At 63.9% G+C, this 16,195-nt stretch carries 16 protein-coding genes and 1 pseudogene; 11 read left to right on the forward strand and 6 right to left on the reverse strand.

Annotation, left to right across the window (positions count from 1 at the left end; all coding sequences use genetic code 11):
• Positions 1-95: 95 nt before the first annotated feature.
• Entirely contained in the window at positions 96-1,004 is a 909-nt protein-coding gene (locus tag E8E95_RS08435; RefSeq protein ID WP_280349425.1) for a LysR substrate-binding domain-containing protein, read from the reverse strand.
• Between the two features lie 211 nt (positions 1,005-1,215).
• On the opposite strand from E8E95_RS08435, the gene E8E95_RS08440 reads away from it, so the two are divergent.
• Positions 1,216-1,722, forward strand: a complete 507-nt coding sequence (locus E8E95_RS08440) for a DUF1993 domain-containing protein (RefSeq protein ID WP_280349426.1) — start codon at positions 1,216-1,218, stop codon at positions 1,720-1,722.
• A 199-nt stretch (positions 1,723-1,921) separates the two neighbouring features.
• Positions 1,922-2,530, forward strand: coding sequence for an FMN-dependent NADH-azoreductase (locus E8E95_RS08445; protein WP_280349427.1), 609 nt, complete (start codon positions 1,922-1,924; stop codon positions 2,528-2,530).
• 190 nt (positions 2,531-2,720) lie between these two features.
• On the opposite strand, the gene E8E95_RS08450 is transcribed toward E8E95_RS08445, so the two are convergent.
• Both E8E95_RS08450 and E8E95_RS08455 read right to left on the reverse strand, forming a co-directional pair.
• Positions 2,721-4,310 carry an ABC-F family ATPase gene (locus E8E95_RS08450; protein ID WP_280349428.1) on the reverse strand — a complete coding sequence of 530 codons (1,590 nt, stop codon included), beginning with the start codon at positions 4,308-4,310 and terminating at the stop codon, positions 2,721-2,723.
• A 12-nt stretch (positions 4,311-4,322) separates the two neighbouring features.
• Positions 4,323-4,541 (reverse strand): annotated as a pseudogene (locus tag E8E95_RS08455) (hypothetical protein); the annotation flags it as partial.
• Between the two features lie 259 nt (positions 4,542-4,800).
• On the opposite strand from E8E95_RS08455, the gene E8E95_RS08460 reads away from it, so the two are divergent.
• Both E8E95_RS08460 and E8E95_RS08465 read left to right on the forward strand, forming a co-directional pair.
• The gene (locus E8E95_RS08460) at positions 4,801-4,986 is read left to right on the forward strand and encodes a hypothetical protein (RefSeq protein WP_280349429.1); all 186 of its coding nucleotides are present in this window, start codon (positions 4,801-4,803) and stop codon (positions 4,984-4,986) included.
• Positions 4,987-5,071: 85 nt separating this feature from the next.
• The gene (locus E8E95_RS08465; protein ID WP_280349430.1) at positions 5,072-5,371 is read left to right on the forward strand and encodes a hypothetical protein; all 300 of its coding nucleotides are present in this window, start codon (positions 5,072-5,074) and stop codon (positions 5,369-5,371) included.
• Positions 5,372-5,448: 77 nt separating this feature from the next.
• Here E8E95_RS08465 and E8E95_RS08470 read toward each other — a convergent pair whose 3' ends face one another.
• On the reverse strand, positions 5,449-5,727 hold the full coding sequence (locus E8E95_RS08470) for a peptidylprolyl isomerase (protein WP_028627186.1): 279 nt from the start codon (positions 5,725-5,727) through the stop codon (positions 5,449-5,451).
• A gap of 117 nt (positions 5,728-5,844) precedes the next feature.
• On the opposite strand from E8E95_RS08470, the gene E8E95_RS08475 reads away from it, so the two are divergent.
• Together E8E95_RS08475 and E8E95_RS08480 are read left to right on the forward strand one after the other, a co-directional pair.
• Positions 5,845-7,050 (forward strand): PilT/PilU family type 4a pilus ATPase, encoded by a 1,206-nt coding sequence (locus E8E95_RS08475; RefSeq protein WP_280349431.1) that lies wholly within the window; start codon positions 5,845-5,847, stop codon positions 7,048-7,050.
• A 249-nt stretch (positions 7,051-7,299) separates the two neighbouring features.
• A complete protein-coding gene (locus tag E8E95_RS08480) occupies positions 7,300-7,896 on the forward strand; it encodes a DJ-1/PfpI family protein (RefSeq protein ID WP_280349432.1) in 597 nt (198 codons plus the stop codon).
• Between the two features lie 229 nt (positions 7,897-8,125).
• On the opposite strand, the gene E8E95_RS08485 is transcribed toward E8E95_RS08480, so the two are convergent.
• Positions 8,126-10,081 (reverse strand): acetoacetate--CoA ligase, encoded by a 1,956-nt coding sequence (locus tag E8E95_RS08485; RefSeq protein ID WP_280349433.1) that lies wholly within the window; start codon positions 10,079-10,081, stop codon positions 8,126-8,128.
• Between the two features lie 61 nt (positions 10,082-10,142).
• Entirely contained in the window at positions 10,143-11,051 is a 909-nt protein-coding gene (locus E8E95_RS08490; protein ID WP_280349434.1) for a LysR family transcriptional regulator, read from the reverse strand.
• Positions 11,052-11,178: 127 nt separating this feature from the next.
• Between E8E95_RS08490 and E8E95_RS08495 the strand changes: the two genes are divergently transcribed.
• From E8E95_RS08495 to E8E95_RS08515, 5 genes are all read left to right on the forward strand, one after another.
• A complete protein-coding gene (locus E8E95_RS08495) occupies positions 11,179-11,877 on the forward strand; it encodes a CoA transferase subunit A (RefSeq protein ID WP_077526232.1) in 699 nt (232 codons plus the stop codon).
• Positions 11,878-11,907: 30 nt separating this feature from the next.
• Complete coding sequence (locus E8E95_RS08500; protein WP_179059794.1) at positions 11,908-12,564, forward strand: CoA transferase subunit B; 657 nt, start codon at positions 11,908-11,910, stop codon at positions 12,562-12,564.
• A gap of 148 nt (positions 12,565-12,712) precedes the next feature.
• Complete coding sequence (locus E8E95_RS08505) at positions 12,713-13,891, forward strand: acetyl-CoA C-acetyltransferase (RefSeq protein ID WP_280349435.1); 1,179 nt, start codon at positions 12,713-12,715, stop codon at positions 13,889-13,891.
• Between the two features lie 346 nt (positions 13,892-14,237).
• Positions 14,238-15,656: a TIGR00366 family protein gene (locus E8E95_RS08510; RefSeq protein WP_280349436.1), complete on the forward strand. Its 1,419-nt coding sequence runs from the start codon at positions 14,238-14,240 to the stop codon at positions 15,654-15,656.
• A 253-nt stretch (positions 15,657-15,909) separates the two neighbouring features.
• Positions 15,910-16,195: transposase (locus tag E8E95_RS08515; RefSeq protein WP_280348068.1), on the forward strand; the 286-nt coding region annotated here is incomplete at its 3' end.

Below are 16,195 nucleotides of genomic sequence, written 5' to 3' on the forward strand. Positions count from 1 at the left end.
AGAACCTGGAATCGGCAAGGGGAAGGACGCCGCCCATCATCCCTGAGTCCCGGCGGCAAAGAAAGCTGGCTAATGGTTGTCTTGCTTACCAGACTTCAGATCACCGTCCCCTGATGACGGGAGAAGGCTTCGGCGAGGTGTTCGATCCAGGCGCGAACCGCCGGCAGCAGGCCGCGCCTGTGGGTGTAGACCGCCTGCAGGTTGCCACCCGGCATATGCCAGTCCGGCAGCAGGCGCACCATGCTGCCATCGCGCAGTTCGGCCTCGCAGTTCATCTGCGGCAGCATGCTGAAGCCCAGACCTGCCAGCACCGCATGCTTGCGCACATCGAAATCCTCGATACCCAGGCGCGCCTCCAGAACCACCTCACGGCGATTGCCCTGGGCGTCCCGCAGGTAGTGATGGATGCGCCGGTCGGCTTCCAGACCGCCCAGGGCCGGCAGCAGCTGGAGGTCGTCAGGGACGAGGATGTTCTTGCCTTCAACCAGGCTGGGGGCGGCTACCAGGAAGGCCTGCGCCGGTCTCAGGACGCGGGCGATCAGCGTGGGGTCTTCATCACCTTCCTCACGTACCCGCAGCGCCACGTCCACGCCTTCTTCGCGCAGGTCCACCCGGCGGTTGGTCAGGATCATGTCCAGCTGCACGAGGGGATATTGCTGGAGGAAGTCGGTGATCATCGGCCGCAGCATCGCGTGCGCGAGTTCGGTTGGGCAGGACACCCGCAAGCGGCCCCGTGGCTCGACCGTGAGGCTGGCGACCACTTCCTCGGCCTGCTCGGCTTCCAGCAGCATCGCCTGGCAATGGCGCAGGAAGCGCTCGCCGACATCGGTCAGGGCCATCTTGCGGGTCGTGCGCTGCAGCAGCCGGGCATCCAGGCGGGTCTCCAGCTCGGCGATTCGCCGCGACAGGCGAGACTTCGGCACACCGAGCAAGCGCGCGGCAGCGGAGAAGCCGCCGTGCTCCACCACCTTGGCGAAATAGAAGAGGTCGTTGAGGTCCTGCATGATCGGGATTGTTCCATGTGGGATACGAAAATATGGCATTGGCGCCCGACTCGGTGCCATCGTTTTCGCTGGCGGTACGATCGTTCCGGGAGGCCTTTAGACCCGACCTCCGGGGTTCGACCCTGTCGCTGCGTCTGCATGCTCGTTGCCGGGTAGCCGACCAGGCGCTATACCTGAGCCTCTCAATCCACCCGAAAACGGAGCGATCACCATGTCCTTGTCCATGTACGAGGCCTCCATCCCGGTCCTGGCACGCATGCTCGGCAACCTGTCCAACATCCTCAGGAAAGCCGAGGCCAACGCCCAGGCGCGCGGCATCGATCCCAAGGTGTTCATCGAATCGCGCCTGGCGCCGGACATGTACGCCCTGGCCCGCCAGGTGCAGATCGCCAGCGACATGGCCAAGGGTTGCGCCGCACGTCTGGCGGGTGTCGAAGTGCCGAGTTGGGCCGACACCGAAACCACCTTCGAGGAACTGCAGGCGCGCATTGCCAAGACCCAGATGTTCATCAAGGACATCGACGCCAGCAAACTCGACGGCAGCGAAGACCGCACCGTGGTGTTGAAAATGCGCAGCGGCGATATGAGCTTCAGTGGCCGCGATTACCTGCTCGGCTTTGCGCTGCCGAACTTCTATTTCCACATCACGGCCGCCTACGCGATCCTCCGCCACAACGGCGTGGACGTGGGCAAGATGGATTTCCTCGGCGGCGTGTGAGTCGTTTTGCTCTGGTAGGTTGGCGCCGAGCGCAGCGAGGCCCAACGGCGCGGTGCCCGAGCTAACCTACAGTTCTATTCGTCCCATGGATGGGACGCTGAATCACAAGATCCCCGACTAATCAGCATTTATCGACATGGATAGGATTACCTCCATTCCGATCGGCCGTCGCCGGTCGCCCAACTGAGGGTAACCATCCATGAAACTCCTGCACCTCGATTCCAGCATCCTCGGCGACGCCTCCGCCTCCCGCCAACTGAGCCGCGACGTGGTCGCTGCCTGGGAAGCCGCCGAGCCGGACGCTCAGGTCACCTACCGCGACCTGGCCAACGACGCCATCAGCCACCTGTCCGCTCTGACCCTGGTCGCTGGCGGCACCCCGGCTGAACTGCGCGACGCCGCGCAGAAGCACGAAGCCGAGCTGGGTGAAGCCACCCTGAACGAGTTCCTCGCGGCCGACGCCATCGTCATCGGCGCGCCGATGTACAACTTCACCATCCCGACCCAACTGAAAGCCTGGATCGACCGCATCGCCGTTGCCGGCAAGACCTTCCGTTACACCGAGAACGGCCCGGAAGGCCTGGCAGGTGGCAAGAAGGTGGTGATCATTTCTACCGCTGGCGGCATCCACGCTGGCCAGGCTTCGGGCCAGGCCCACGAGGATTACTTGAAGCTGGTGCTGAACTTCCTCGGCGTGACCGACATCGAGATCGTCCGTGCCGAAGGCCTGGCCTACGGCGAAGAGCCCCGCGCCAACGCCTTCAGCGCCGCCCAGCAGCAGATCGGCGAGCTGTTCGCCGCCGCCTGATTCCGCTGGCCGGAAAACACAAAGCCCCGCAATTGCGGGGCTTTGTCGTTTCAGGAGCCTGTTGCTTTACCTGTGGGGGCGAATTCATTCGCTAACCGGACCGAAGGTTCGGCTTTCGGTATTGCAGGGGGCCGCTTCGCGACCCTTTGCGAATGAATTCGCCCCCACGAAGAGCGGGATACCTTCAGGCTCAGACAATCACACCCTGGCTACGCAGGTAGTCGTCATAGGTGCCGCTGAAGTCGGTTACGCCGTTCTCGTCCAGCTCGATGATGCGGGTGGCCAGGGAGCCGACGAACTCGCGGTCGTGGCTGACGAAGATCAGGGTGCCCGGATAGTTCTCCAGCGCGAGGTTCAGCGCCTCGATGGATTCCATGTCCAGGTGGTTGGTGGGTTCGTCCATCACCAGCACGTTGGGCTTCTTCAGGATCAGCTTGCCGAACAGCATGCGGCCCTGCTCGCCACCGGAGATGACCTTCACCGACTTGAGGATCTCGTCGTTGGAGAACAGCATGCGGCCGAGGGTGCCGCGCACCAGCTGTTCGCCACCCTGGGTCCACTGACCCATCCAGTCGAACAGGGTGACGTCGTCTTCGAAGTCATGGGCGTGGTCCTGGGCGTAGTAGCCGAGGTCCGCGCTCTCGGTCCATTTCACGTTGCCGGAGTCCGGGGTCATTTCACCGACTAGGGTGCGCAGCAGGGTGGTCTTGCCGATGCCGTTCGGGCCGATGATGGCGACGCGCTCGCCAGCCTCGATCTGCAGGTCCAGGCCCTTGAACAATTGCTTGCCCTCGAAGCCCTTGGCCAGCTTCTCCACAGTCACCGCCTGGCGGTGCAGCTTCTTGTGCTGGTCGAAGCGGATGAAGGGGCTGACACGGCTGGACGGCTTGACCTCGGCCAGTTGGATCTTGTCGATCTGCTTGGCGCGCGAGGTGGCCTGCTTGGCTTTCGAGGCGTTGGCAGAGAAGCGGCTGACGAAGGTCTGCAGCTCGGCGATCTGCGCTTTCTTCTTGGCGTTGTCGGCCAGGAGTTGCTCGCGGGACTGGGTCGCGGCGGTCATGTACTCGTCGTAGTTGCCCGGGAACAGACGCAGCTCGCCGTAATCCAGGTCCGCCATGTGGGTGCACACGCTGTTCAGGAAGTGGCGATCGTGGGAAATGATGATCATGGTGCTGTTACGCGCCGTGAGGATGTTTTCCAGCCAGCGGATGGTGTTGATGTCCAGGTGGTTGGTCGGCTCGTCCAGCAGCAGCACATCCGGGTCCGAGAACAGCGCCTGGGCCAGCAACACGCGCAGCTTCCAGCCGGGAGCGACTTCGCTCATCGGACCGAAATGCTGGCTGAGCGGAATGCCGAGGCCCAGCAGCAGCTCGCCGGCGCGGGATTCGGCGGTGTAGCCATCCATCTCGGCGAACTCGGTCTCCAGCTCGGCCACGGCCATGCCGTCGTCCTCGCTCATTTCCGGCAGCGAATAAATGCGATCACGCTCGGCCTTGACCCGCCACAGCTCGGCATGGCCCATGATCACGGTGTCGATCACGCTGAAATCTTCGTAGGCGAACTGATCCTGGCGCAGCTTGCCGAGGCGCACGTTGGGCTCCAGCATCACCTGGCCGCCAGACGGCTCCAGATCACTGCCGAGGATTTTCATGAAGGTCGACTTGCCGCAGCCGTTGGCGCCGATCAGGCCGTAGCGGTTGCCGTTGCCGAACTTGACGGAAACGTTCTCGAACAGCGGCTTGGGGCCGAACTGCATGGTGATGTTAGCGGTGGAGATCAAGGGAATTACCTATCAATAACGTGCGAATTGGTGCCTTCGGCTGATACCGATACTCAACTTTGTGAGTTCGCTCCAATCGGAGCAGAAGTTGATCCAGCGGGCATACGTCGACAGCAACAACTGGCCGCTGGGGCCGGGTTACTGGGATATGAAGGCGGGGTTCATGCCGGACATTGCGCAGATTGTCGCATAGGTGTGACGGCAATTACATGACGGTCGGTCGTTGAACCGGGATAGCGCCTGAAGGATGCCGGGCGACCGATGAGTGGAACGCCTTTGCCAACTCCATGAAATAGGGCGCTGCACGCGCCGTTCACGCCGCTGTCGCCGAACCGTCAACTTCCGGCGCTAGCCTGACGTCGCTTCCACGGCATTTTCTGATGCGGCAGCGCATCTCCACACCCTCGCGGTGCAGGCCAACTCAATCAGTTGGCCTTTTTTCTGCCTGCCGTCTTTGCCGTGCTTCCACCAGGTCACGCGGGAGTCATCCATGGAAATCTCGATCCAGCAGGTCAATCGGGGCGGCAGGCACGAGTGGCTGGTGGAAGCCCTCGGCATGAAGGTCCCGTTTCGCGACCGGGCTTCGGCATTGGCGTTCGCGGTCCGGCTGCAGGAGCGGGTAGAGGCGCCGCATATGTTGCCGAGCCCGGAAAAGCGGGAGGGCATGGAAGGCTGATGCCGCGTTCTGTCGTTTTCAGCTATTGCCTGCAAGGCGTCCGTTGCGGCAAGAATGTGCCCTCAGGACCAGCAGGAGATGGCATGTGAAAAAGACTCTGTTCTTTGGCGCTCTGGCTTTGCAAACCTTCGCCCTGGCAGCAATGGCGGGGGAATGGCCGCAAGGTGGCGGCGAGAAGTTCACCCAGGAATGCGTCGTCAGCGCGGCCCGGCAAGTCCCGCAGGACAAGGCGGTCGCCTATTGCAAGTGCTCCAGCAACATGATGCAGGAAGCCTTCACGACCCAGCAGCTGATGGGGGTTACCGAGGGGCGTAAACCGACCAATGAAGAATTGTCGGTCCTGACCGATATCTCGCGCTCCTGCGCCGGCGAAACGCTGAAATGAACCGGTAATCAGCGCGTCATATCCGTTCCCTAGAATGGGCACTGCGCCACGGACGGTGCCCATCTCCCCGCATTCCCTCACTCCCTGAAGAAAACCTGCACCAGGTGATAGCCGAACTGGCTCTTCACCGGGCCGTGGATGACGCGCACGGGTTTCTTGAAGATCACCTGATCGATCACTCGCACCATCTGGCCGGGGCGCACCTCGCCCAGGTCGCCGCCGCGCTTGGCGGAAGGGCAGATGGAGTGCTTCTTGGCCAGGGTGGCGAAGTCTTCGCCCTTATCCAGGCGTTTCTTCAGCTGTTCGGCTTCCGCCTCGGTCTTGACCAGGATATGGCGGGCAAGGGCCTTGGCCATGGGATTTCCTCTTGGACTGTGGAGCGGTTCATTGTGCCAGCACGGGCGGTCGCCATACAGTTGCTCCCCTGTGATCCGCTACGCGGATGCCTTCACACTTGACTGGACGCACCTCCCATGGACCTCTCCGCGATGCTGAAAATCCTGGCCAGCCAGGATGGTTCCGACCTCTACCTGTCCACGGGCGCGCCGCCCTGTGCCAAGTTCAACGGCCTGTTGCGGCCGCTCAGCAATGAGCCCCTGAAGGCCGGTGACGTGGCCAGGATCGCCGAATCGATCATGGACCCGGAGCAGCGCGCCGAGTTCGACCGCGAACTGGAGATGAACCTGGCCATCTCGCTGCCGAACATCGGCCGCTTCCGCATCAACATCTTCCGCCAGCGCAACGAGGTGTCCATCGTCGCGCGGAACATCAAGCTGGATATCCCGCGCTTCGAAGATCTCAAGCTGCCCGAAGTGCTGCTCAAGATGGTGATGGAGAAGCGCGGCCTCGTGCTCTTCGTCGGCGGCACCGGCTCCGGTAAGTCCACCTCCCTGGCGGCGCTGATCGACTACCGCAATCGCAACACCGGCGGCCACATCATCACCATCGAGGACCCGGTGGAATACGTGCACCGGCACAAGAAGTCCATTATCAACCAGCGCGAAGTGGGGGTGGACACCCGCAGCTTCCACGCCGCGCTGAAGAACACCTTGCGCCAGGCGCCGGACGTGATCCTGATCGGCGAAATCCGTGACCGCGAGACCATGGAACATGCGCTGGCCTTCGCCGACACCGGCCACCTGGCCATTTCCACGCTGCACGCCAACAACGCCAACCAGGCGCTGGACCGCATCATCAACTTCTTCCCGGAAGAGCGTCGCCCGCAACTGCTCAACGACCTGGGCAACAACCTCAAGGCCTTCGTCTCCCAGCGTCTGGTACGCACCCAGGACGGCAAGCGCCGGGCGGCGGTGGAAGTGCTGCTGGGCACTTCCACCATCAGCGACCTGATCAAGCGCGGCGAATTCCACTCCATCAAGGAGATCATGGAAAAGTCCCGCGGCCTGGGCATGCAGACCTTCGACCAGGCGCTGTTCGACCTGGTGGTGGAGGGCGCGATTCCCGAAGAGGAGGCGATCAAGAACGCCGACTCGGCGAACAACCTGCGCCTGAAGCTCAAGCTCTATCGCGATGGGCCCGCAACGGCTCCCGCGCCAGCTGCGGCCGCCCCTGCGCCGGTAGCGGCGCCGAGCGCCACCCAGGATGCCGCCAGCTGGGGGCTGGAGCTGAAGCTGGAAGACCTCGAAGAAGAGGGGCCGGAAGAGCCGGGGCTTCGCTAACGGGTCGTGGAACGCTTTTCTTGTGGGGGCGAATTCATTCGCTGACCGGACCGAAGGTGCGGCCATGGACGCCTGGGGCAGCTTCGCTGCCCTTAGCGATTGAAATCGCCCCCACAGGAATAATCACTGCCGATTCCAGCCAAATACCGCGCAACCTGTACGGCCAAATTTAATTGCGTCTGTACATAGCGACAACGTTCCGGCGCGCATAGATTCGCCCCATGCACCAAACCGATCCGGGAGGTCGTGATGCGTATCGCCGTACTGACGTTCGAAGGCTTCAACGAGCTGGACTCCTTTGTCGCCGCCGGCCTGCTCAACCGCATGCGCGGTGAAGGCTGGAAGGCGGAGATCACGGCGCCCAGCGAGTGGGTGACCTCGATGAATGGCGTGCGGGTGCAGGCGCAACAGCCGCTGGAGTTCGCCAACAGTGCCGATGTCGTGCTGTTCGGCAGCGGCATCCTGACCCGTGACATCGCCAAGGACCGCAGCATCCTCGACCGCCTGCAACTGGACCCACAGCGCCAGCTGATCGGCTCGCAATGTTCGGGGGCCCTGCTGATGGCCAAGCTCGGGCTCCTGGGCAGCCTGCCGGCCTGCACCGACCTCACCACCAAGCCCTGGGTGATCGAGGCGGGCGTGCAGGTGCTCGACCAGCCGTTCTTCGCCAGCGGTAACCTCGCGACGGCGGGTGGCTGCCTCTCCGCGCCCTACCTGGCGGCCTGGGTGATTGCCAAACTGGCCGGCGAGGATGCTTGTGCCACGGCGCTGCACTACGTGGCGCCGGTGGGCGAGAAAGAGGTTTACATGGAACGGGCGCTGGGTGTGATTCGGCCGTATCTGTAATGCGGACCGGGTTCCGCTTTTCCTGTGGGGGCGAATTTATTCGCTAACCGGACCGAAGGTTCGGCCTGCAATTTTTCAGGGGCCGCTGCGCACCCCTTAGCGATTGAAATCGCCCCCACACAAGATCCGGTCAGGCCGTAGGGTGGGCTTCAGCCCACCATTGCAGATCAGCTGTGGGCTAAAGCCCACCCTACAAGGCTATCCCCAGGAGAATGTGCAGGCGGCCCCTTCAGCTCCGAAGTTCCGGTAAATCCCGATATAACTCCAGCGCCTGCGGATTGGCCAAGGCATCGGTGTTCTTCACCGGCCGGCCGTGCACCACGTTACGCACCGCCAGTTCGACGATCTTGCCGCTCAGGGTGCGGGGGATGTCGGCCACGGCGATGATCTTCGCCGGCACATGGCGTGGGCTGGTATTGGTGCGGATCACCTGGCGGATGCGTGCGCGCAGGGCGTCGTCCAGCACCACGCCTTCGCGAAGGCGCACGAAGAGCACCACGCGCACGTCGCCGTCCCAGTCCTGGCCGATGGCGATGGATTCCAGCACGTCCTCGACTTTTTCCACCTGGCGATAGATCTCCGCCGTGCCGATGCGCACGCCGCCGGGGTTGAGTACGGCGTCCGAACGCCCGTGGATCACCAGGCCGCCGCGCGGGGTTTCTTCGGCGTAGTCGCCATGGGCCCAGACACCGGGGAAGGTGTCGAAGTAGGCCGCCTTGAGCTTCGCGCCGTCCGCATCGTTCCAGAAACCCACCGGCATGGACGGGAAGTGCCGCGCGCAGACCAGCTCACCTTTCTCGCCGAACACGCGCTTGCCGTCTTCGTCCCACACCTGCACGTCCATGCCAAGGCCCTTGCATTGCAACTCCCCGCGCCATACCGGCAGCACCGGATTGCCCAGGGCGAAGCAGGACACGATGTCCGTTCCGCCGGAGATGGAGGACAGGCACAGCTCCCCCTTGATGTCGCGGTAGACGTACTCGAAGCTCTCGTGGGACAGCGGCGAACCGGTGGAGAGCAGGGCCTTGAGGCGTTCCAGGCGATGGCTCTGGCGCGGCTTGACGCCGGCCTTCTCCAGCGCGGCCAGGTACTTGGCGCTGGTGCCGAAGATGCTAATGCCCTCGGCATCGATCAGGTCCATCAGGCGTTCCGGGCCGGGGTGGAAGGGCGAACCATCGTAGAACACCAGGGTGGCGCCCAGGGCGAGGCCTGAAACGAGCCAGTTCCACATCATCCAGCCGCAGGTGGTGAAGTAGAACAGCGTGTCCGACGCTGTCAGGTCGCAATGCAGGCCATGTTCCTTGACGTGTTGCAGCAAGGTGCCGCCGACGCCGTGGACGATGCACTTGGGCACGCCGGTGGTGCCGCTGGAATAGAGGATGTACAGCGGCTGATCGAAAGGTACGGGGGTGAACAGCGGCTCGCCGCCGGGCTGGTAGAAGTCGTTCCACAACGCGACCCGCGCGCGGGTGCTGAAGTCCGCTGGACAGGTCTCGGCACGGGCATAGGGCACCACCACCAGCTGCTCCAGCCAGGGCATGCGCTCGAGGACTTCATTCAGCTTGGCGGACAGGTCCAGGTCCTTGCCCGCGTAGCGGTAGCCGGCGGCGGCAATCAGCACCTTGGGCTTGATCTGGCCGAAGCGGTCGATCACGCCGTGGGTGCCGAAATCCGGCGAGCAGGATGACCAGGTGGCGCCCAGGCTGGTGGCGGCGAGCATGCCCACCACGGCCTGCCAGATGCTCGGCATGAAGGCTGCGACCCGGTCACCAACGCCCACACCCATGGCCTTCAGGCTCTGCTGCAGGCCGGCGACATGGGCGGCCAGTTCGGCGTAGGTCAGTTGCACGCGGCTGCCGTCCTCGCCTATGGCGACGAGGGCAGGGTGGTTGTCGCGGCGGCGCAGCAGGTGTTCGGCGAAATTCAGGGTCGCGCCGGGGAACCAGCGGGCACTGGGCATCATGGGGCTTTCTTCCAGCACGGCCGTGGGTGGCGTGCTGAAACGGATGTCAAAAAACTCGACTATGGCCTGCCAGAAAACCTCACGGCGATCCAGGCTCCAGGCGTGCAGGGCAGGGTAGTCGGGCAGGTCCAGGCCCTGTTGCTGGCAGACCTGGCGGCGGAAGGCATCCATGCGGGTGGCGGCGATCCGCACCGGGCTGGGGGTCCACAGTGGCTTATCCATCTGCGCATCCTCATCTGGCGAGACGTGGGTCATCCGGTTGCTATTCAGCATAGGCCCTGACTCAAGGCCGGGGCAGCTCCAGGCGGCTCCAGTCGTGAGCCTTCAGCAACACGTCGCTGAGGGCCTGGGCGGCGGTGGAGAGCTGGTGCTCGGCCAGCCGAAAGAGGCCCACGCGGCGCTCCACCTGCGGGCTGTGCAAGGCAATGCAGCGGGCACCGAGCTCCTCCATCTGCTGGACGCACAGGCTGGGTACGGCGCTGACGCCCAGCCCCTGGGCCACCATCCGGCCCACGGTCACCAACTGGTGGCTCTCGAAGGCCACCGGCAGGCGGCCGTGCTGCGGCGCGAGCACTTGTTCGAGCATCAGGCGCACGGCCGACGGGCGCTGCAGGGTGATGAAGTTGCCTTGCAGCAGTTCTTTCCAGCCGATTTCGGCGCGCTGCGCCAGCTCGCAGTCGGCGGGTACCACGGCGACGAAGCGGTCGGTGTAGAAGGGCATGAAGTCCAGGCCGTCGAGGGACTCCGGCTCGAAGGCGATGCCCAGCTCCACCCGCCGGTTGCGCACCATCTCCAGCACCTGCTCGTTGATCACGTCGTGCACCGCCACGTTGACCTTGGGGTGCTGGTCGCGGAACGCCTTGAGGGCTGCCGGCAGCAGGTTGCCGGCGAAAGAGGGCATGGCGGCGATGGAAACCTTGCCGAGTTGCAAGGTGAAGTGCTGGCGCAGCAGTTCTTCGGCGTTGTCCCAGTCCGCCAGCAGGCGTCGGGCGATGGGCAACAGGGTTTCGCCCTCGGGCGTCAGGGCGACGCTACGGGTGGTGCGCACCAGCAGTTGGCCACCGAGGGAATCTTCCAGGTTCTTGATTGCCAGGGAGAGGGCTGGCTGGGACAGATGCAACCGCTCGCAGGCCTGGGCGAAGCTCAGGCTCTGCGCCACGGCGAGGAAGGCGCGCAGCTGCTTGATGGTCATTGATTTGGTTTGCTTATTAATCGTTAGGAAAAACAAACTTAACAAATCAGTCTGCACGGGAGAAGCTCTGACCCACTCAACGGCGGTATCCCCGCCGCGACCAATAAAGACAAAGAGGCACATGAGCATGAGTGGACTCGACAAGCGCGTATACAGCTACGAGGAAGCCCTGGACGGGCTGACAGACGACATGACCGTCCTGGCCGGTGGTTTCGGCATCTGTGGCATCCCCGAGAACCTGATCGCCGAGATCCGCCGTCGTGGCGTCAAGGGCCTCACCGTGGTTTCCAACAACTGCGGCATCGATGGTTTCGGCCTGGGCGTGCTGCTCGAAGACCGCCAGATCCGCAAGATGATCGCCTCCTACGTGGGTGAAAACGCCCTGTTCGAGCAGCAACTGCTGAGCGGCGAACTGGAAGTCGAACTGACCCCCCAAGGCACCCTCGCCGAGAAGATGCGCGCAGGCGGTGCCGGCATCCCGGCCTTCTTCACCGCCACCGGCTACGGCACCCCGATTGCCGAAGGCAAGGAAGTGCGTGAGTTCAACGGCCGCAAGTACATCCTCGAGCCGTCCATTACCGGCGACTTCGCCATCGTCAAAGGCTGGAAGGCCGACCACTTCGGCAACGTGATCTACCGCCACACCGCGCAGAACTTCAACCCGCTGGCGGCCACCGCTGGCCGTATCACCGTGGTCGAGGTGGAAGAAATCGTCGAGCCGGGCGAACTGGACCCTGCCCACATCCACACGCCGGGCATCTACGTTGACCGCGTGATTGTTGGCAGCTTCGAGAAACGCATCGAAAAGCGCACCGTTCGCTCCTGATCACGACAAGAAGAATTCGAGGAAACCGACATGGCACTGACCCGCGAACAGATGGCCCAGCGCGTGGCCCGCGAACTGAAAGACGGCTACTACGTGAACCTGGGTATCGGCATTCCGACCCTGGTCGCCAACTACGTACCCGAAGGCATGCAAGTGATGCTGCAGTCCGAGAACGGCCTGCTGGGCATGGGCGCCTTCCCCACCGAAGATGAAGTCGACGCCGACATGATCAACGCCGGCAAGCAGACCGTCACCGCGGTGAAGGGCGCTTCCATCTTCTCCTCCGCCGAGTCCTTCGCGATGATCCGCGGCGGTCACGTGGACCTCACCGTGCTCGGCGCCTTCGAAGTGGACGTGCAGGGCAACATCGCCTCCTGGATGGTCCCGGGCAAGCTGGTCAAGGGCATGGGTGGCGCCATGGACCTGGTGGCCGGTGCCGAGAACATCATCGTCACCATGACCCACGCTTCCAAGGACGGCGAGTCCAAGCTGCTGGAAAGCTGCTCGCTGCCGCTGACCGGCGCCGGTTGCATCCGCAAGGTGCTGACCGACCTGGCCTACCTGGAGATCGAGAATGGCGCCTTCATCCTGCGTGAAACCGCGCCCGGCGTGAGCATCGCCGAGATCGCCGAGAAGACCGCCGGCCGCCTGATCGTCCCGGACGACGTGGTCGAAATGACCTTCTGATTGCTCTGCCGCTCTGGAGGAGGCCACCACGCATGGTCTCCTCCGGCGCGGTTTTTTCAATGCTCTTCCGTAGGAGCGAGCTTGCTCGCGAACAGCTCGGCCCGTTTCGCCAGCAAGCTGGCTCCTACGGATCAAATGGAGTTCCAACATGCAAGACGTCGTAATCGTCGCCGCCACCCGCACTGCCATCGGCAGCTTCCAGGGCGCGCTGGCCAACATTCCCGCCCATGAACTGGGCGCTGCCGTGATCCGCCAGCTGCTGGAGCAGACCGGCCTCAAGGGCGAGCAGATCGATGAAGTGATTCTCGGCCAGGTACTCACCGCCGGCGCCGGCCAGAACCCGGCGCGCCAGGCTGCCATCCTCGCCGGCCTGCTGGTCGAAGTGCCGGCCATGAGCCTGAACAAGCTCTGCGGCTCCGGCCTCAAGGCCCTGCACCTGGGCATCCAGGCGATTCGCTGCGGCGACGCCGAGGTGGTCATCGCCGGTGGCCAGGAAAGCATGAGCCTGGCGCCCTACATCCTCCCAGCGGCCCGTACCGGCCTGCGCATGGGCCACGCCAAGGCGCTGGACAGCATGATCCACGACGGCCTGACCGACGCCTTCAACGGCTATCACATGGGCGTGACCGCCGAGAACCTGGTGGAGAAGTACGGCCTGACCCGCGAGCAGCAGGACGCCTTCGCCGCCGCTTCCCAGCAGAAAGCCGCCGCCGCCATCGAGGCCGGACGCTTCAAGGATGAGATCACCCCCATCCTGATTCCGCAGAGGAAGGGCGATCCCGTCGCCTTCGATACCGACGAAGGCCCGCGTGCCGGCACCACCGCAGAAAGCCTGGCCAAACTGAAACCGGCGTTCAAGAAGGACGGCAGCGTCACCGCTGGCAACGCCTCCACCCTGAATGACGGCGCCGCCGCTGTGGTACTGATGAGCGCCAACAAGGCCGAGTCCCTTGGCCTGCCGGTACTCGCGCGGATCAAGGCCTACGCCAACTCCGGCGTCGACCCGGCGATCATGGGCATCGGCCCGGTGACCGCTACCCGTCGTTGCCTGGACAAGGCCGGCTGGAACCTGGCCGACCTGGACCTGATCGAAGCCAACGAAGCCTTTGCCGCGCAGTCCCTGTCGGTCGGCAAGGAACTGGGTTGGGACATGGCCAAGGTCAACGTCAACGGCGGCGCCATCGCCCTGGGCCACCCCATCGGCGCTTCCGGCTGCCGCGTACTGGTCAGCCTGCTGCACGAGATGATCAAGCGCGATGCGAAGAAAGGTCTGGCGACCCTCTGCATCGGCGGCGGCATGGGCGTAGCCCTGGCCATCGAGCGCTAGTTCCATACCCGTAGGTTGGGCTGAGCGCAGCGAAGCCCAACGATCGCACTCTCCTTGAGCAGTGAGACAGGTTGCAAATCCAGTGTTGGGCTTCGCGTAGCTCAGCCCAACCTACAAAAAAGATAAAGCGGACCTGCAATGTCCAGGTCCCGGCAAGGCCATCACGCAAGAGCCCACGGCTGAAAGGTCACGGGCACCCGACCTCACCATGCCCTTCCCGGGCGTGGCGTCGTTGTTTCAGGCAGAAAAGAGGGCGCAGACCCTCGGACTCTTTTCAAGACCACTGTCCCGGCACCTGGCTCCGGCTGGGTGAATGCCGATAAAAACAACACTCCCGAGGTACCCGATGGCCCCCACACTTCAAGAAAGTCGTTCAGCCCGCTTTGCCATGCGTTGCTCCGCCTGGGCGGAACGCTGGTTCCCCGATTCCTGGGTCTTCGCCGCAGTCGCCGTACTGTTGGTCACCGTCGCTGCCCTGGGCATGGGCGCTCCGGCCAGCCAGGCCGCCAAGGCCTTCGGCGACGGATTCTGGAGCCTGATTCCCTTCACCATGCAAATGGCCTTCGTGGTCATCGGCGGCTACGTGGTCGCCAGCTCCGGCCCGGCCTCGCGCCTGATCGACCTGCTGGCCCGTGTGCCGAAGAACGGTCGCTCGGCCGTGTGCTGGGTGGCGCTGATCTCCATGGTCGCGTCCTTGCTCAACTGGGGCCTCTCCCTGGTGTTCGGCGGCCTGCTGGTGCGCGCCCTGGCCCGCCGTGAAGAGTTGAAGATGGACTACCGCGCCGCCGGTGCCGCCGCCTACCTGGGCCTGGGTGCTGTCTGGGCACTGGGGCTGTCTTCTTCGGCCGCGCAGCTGCAGGCCAACCCGGCCAGCCTGCCGCCATCCATCCTCGCCATCACCGGCGTGATTCCCTTCACCGAAACCATCTTCCTCTGGCAGTCGGGCGTGATGCTGCTGGCGCTGGTCGTGGTGTCGCTGATCATCGCCTACATGACCGCCCCCAGCGCCGCCAGCGCCCGTGATGCCAAGGCATGCGGCATCGACCCGAGCTTCACCGCATCGCCGCAGGTCAAACCGACCCGTCCGGGCGAGTGGCTGGAGCACAGCCCGCTCCTGATCATCCTGCTGGTGGCGCTGGCCGGCGGCTGGCTGGCCCAGGAGTTCGCCAGCAAGCCGGCGATCACCGCCATCTCCGGCTTGAACACCTACAACCTGCTGTTCATCATGGCCGGCGCGCTGCTGCATTGGCGCCCGCGCAGCTTCCTCGACGCCGTGGCCCGCGCTGTACCGACCACCACCGGGGTGCTGATCCAGTTCCCGCTGTACGGCTCCATCGCCGCCATCATGACCACCGTCAACGGCAGCGACGGCCAGACCCTGGCGCACCACATCTCCACCTTCTTCGTGCAGATCGCCAACCACGACACCTACGCGCTGCTGATGGGCGTGTACTCCGCGGTGCTGGGCTTCTTCATCCCGTCGGGCGGTGGCAAGTGGATCATCGAGGCGCCGTACGTGATGCAGGTGGCCAATGAGCTGCAGTACCACCTGGGCTGGTCGGTGCAGATCTACAACGCTGCAGAGGCGCTGCCGAACCTGATCAACCCCTTCTACATGCTGCCGCTGTTGGGCGTGCTGGGCCTGAAGGCGCGCGACCTGATCGGCTTTTCCTTCGTCCAGCTGCTGGTGCATATCCCGTTGGTGATGGTGCTGCTGTGGGCGTTGGGGACCACACTGACGTATGTGCCGCCGGTAATGCCTTGAGATTTTCCCTCACCCCCAGCCCCTCTCCCGCAAGCGGGAGAGGGGTGACTCGCGCCTGGTGCATGCGTGCTCGCCTGTGACTCGGAGCTGATGCAAGCCCTATTGGTCACAGGTCGCACGGACAGCCCCCTCTCCCTGAGGGAGAGGGCTGGGGTGAGGGGGAAATGCTGATCACCCGGCCAGAGCTTCAGATTGAAGTGGCCTAATGATTCTGGACACCCCGATAGGGCGTTAAGCTGCGCCCAAGCAAGAGGTGTTCATGAGCAGAAGATCATTCAGTCCGGAATTCAAACTCGAGGCCGCCAGTCTGGTGCTCGATCAAGGCTATTCCATACCGGCAGCCTGCAAGGCGATGGGGGTAGGCCCAACTGCCATGCGGCGCTGGGTCGAGCAATTGACCCTGGAGCGCCATGGCAAGACGCCGGAACACGGCAAGGCGATGACGCCGGAGCAGCGGCGAATCCAGGAGCTGGAGGCCCAGGTGCGGCGGCTGGAGCGGGAGAAAGAGATCCTAAAAAAGGCTACCGCTCTCTTGATGT

This window comes from Pseudomonas sp. BN414, from assembly GCF_029871275.1.
GTDB lineage: Bacteria > Pseudomonadota > Gammaproteobacteria > Pseudomonadales > Pseudomonadaceae > Metapseudomonas > Metapseudomonas resinovorans_C.

Excerpts from the sequence above, each read along its gene's own strand:
- E8E95_RS08435 (WP_280349425.1), bottom strand. The coding sequence starts at position 1,004 with ATGCAGGACCTCAACGACCTCTTCTATTTCGCCAAGGTGGTGGAGCAC.
- E8E95_RS08440 (WP_280349426.1), top strand. The coding sequence starts at position 1,216 with ATGTCCTTGTCCATGTACGAGGCCTCCATCCCGGTCCTGGCACGCATG.
- E8E95_RS08445 (WP_280349427.1), top strand. The coding sequence starts at position 1,922 with ATGAAACTCCTGCACCTCGATTCCAGCATCCTCGGCGACGCCTCCGCC.
- E8E95_RS08460 (WP_280349429.1), top strand. The coding sequence starts at position 4,801 with ATGGAAATCTCGATCCAGCAGGTCAATCGGGGCGGCAGGCACGAGTGG.
- E8E95_RS08470 (WP_028627186.1), bottom strand. The coding sequence starts at position 5,727 with ATGGCCAAGGCCCTTGCCCGCCATATCCTGGTCAAGACCGAGGCGGAA.
- E8E95_RS08475 (WP_280349431.1), top strand. The coding sequence starts at position 5,845 with ATGGACCTCTCCGCGATGCTGAAAATCCTGGCCAGCCAGGATGGTTCC.
- E8E95_RS08480 (WP_280349432.1), top strand. The coding sequence starts at position 7,300 with ATGCGTATCGCCGTACTGACGTTCGAAGGCTTCAACGAGCTGGACTCC.
- E8E95_RS08485 (WP_280349433.1), bottom strand. The coding sequence starts at position 10,081 with ATGGATAAGCCACTGTGGACCCCCAGCCCGGTGCGGATCGCCGCCACC.
- E8E95_RS08490 (WP_280349434.1), bottom strand. The coding sequence starts at position 11,051 with ATGACCATCAAGCAGCTGCGCGCCTTCCTCGCCGTGGCGCAGAGCCTG.
- E8E95_RS08495 (WP_077526232.1), top strand. The coding sequence starts at position 11,179 with ATGAGTGGACTCGACAAGCGCGTATACAGCTACGAGGAAGCCCTGGAC.
- E8E95_RS08500 (WP_179059794.1), top strand. The coding sequence starts at position 11,908 with ATGGCACTGACCCGCGAACAGATGGCCCAGCGCGTGGCCCGCGAACTG.
- E8E95_RS08505 (WP_280349435.1), top strand. The coding sequence starts at position 12,713 with ATGCAAGACGTCGTAATCGTCGCCGCCACCCGCACTGCCATCGGCAGC.
- E8E95_RS08510 (WP_280349436.1), top strand. The coding sequence starts at position 14,238 with ATGGCCCCCACACTTCAAGAAAGTCGTTCAGCCCGCTTTGCCATGCGT.